At 54.0% G+C, this 1,160-nt stretch carries 1 protein-coding gene; it reads left to right on the top strand.

What is annotated here, in order from left to right:
* Positions 1-75 precede the first annotated feature (75 nt).
* Positions 76-1,160 (top strand): ISL3 family transposase (locus BW950_RS14680; protein WP_234969133.1); only part of this gene is annotated, 1,085 nt, incomplete at its 3' end.

Raw genomic sequence — 1,160 nt, forward strand, 5'->3', positions numbered from 1 at the left:
GACCTTCTGGGAAACTGGGAAGGCTATTACGTTCGTGGTATCAGAATTCCGCAGAACCAGAATCGAAAGATCCGTATCGAACTCCATCCGAAACACGGGTGGTGGGGCGGATGCAGCCGGTGTGGATGTACCGGCTGTGACTATCATGATCGCACAACACGGATTGTTCGAGATCTACCGGTATTCGGTCAGGCGGTTGAACTCCGCGTGGTCCTGCGTCGGGTGGTTTGCCCGGTATGTGGTCCGAGCCGTGAATCGATTTCCTGGCTGGATCCGTATGCCCGGGTTACCACGCGCATGGCGGAGACAGTTTGCCGGATGGCAGAGATCATGACAGTCAAGGAAGTTGCGAAGACGTTTCTGCTTGCCTGGCATACGGTTAAGAATATCCACAAACGGTATCTGAAACACCTGCTTGAGCCGGTTGATCTGAACGGCGTCACCCAGCTTTTGATCGATGAGTTTGCTATCCAAAAAGGGCATCGATACGCGACGGTAGTCGTCGATGCATTGCGAAAGCGGGTGCTGTGGGTCGGAAGAGGCCGCTCACGAGCCTCTATTCGCCCGTTTTTCGAACTGCTTGGGGATCAGAGGCGCCACATCAAAGCAGTCGCACTTGATATGAGTAGCGCCTACATCAATGAAATCGCCGAACAATGTCCCCAGGCACAGGTGATCTTTGATCACTTTCACGTCATCGCCCGCTACGGTCGTGAGGTAATCGATCGCGTCCGCGTCGATGTCGCCAATCGATATCGACACGATCCGGTGCAGCGGAAGCTGGTTAAAGGGTCTCGTTGGCTCCTGCTGCGAAACCCCAGCAACATCAGCCGACCGAAAGACCAGCAAAAGCTCGACGAGCTGCTTGAGGTCAACAAGGAACTATCGCTGGTGTACATCATGAAGGAGCATCTCAACCATCTCTGGCGGTTCGACGATCACATTGCCGCCCGTGCGTGGTGGCATCAGTGGTATCGCATGGCGCTCGAGAGCAACATCGATGCCTTGATTAAGTTCGCCAGAAACTTATCCATTCACGTGGAGGGCTTGCTGGCACACACAAGATACCGGCTGAATACCGGTGTTCTCGAAGGTATGAACAACAAGATCAAGGTGATCAAACGGGTCGCCTATGGCTTCCGGGACGACGAATATTTCTT

It is taken from the genome of Alkalispirochaeta americana (assembly GCF_900156105.1).
GTDB classification, from domain to species: Bacteria; Spirochaetota; Spirochaetia; order DSM-27196; family Alkalispirochaetaceae; genus Alkalispirochaeta; species Alkalispirochaeta americana.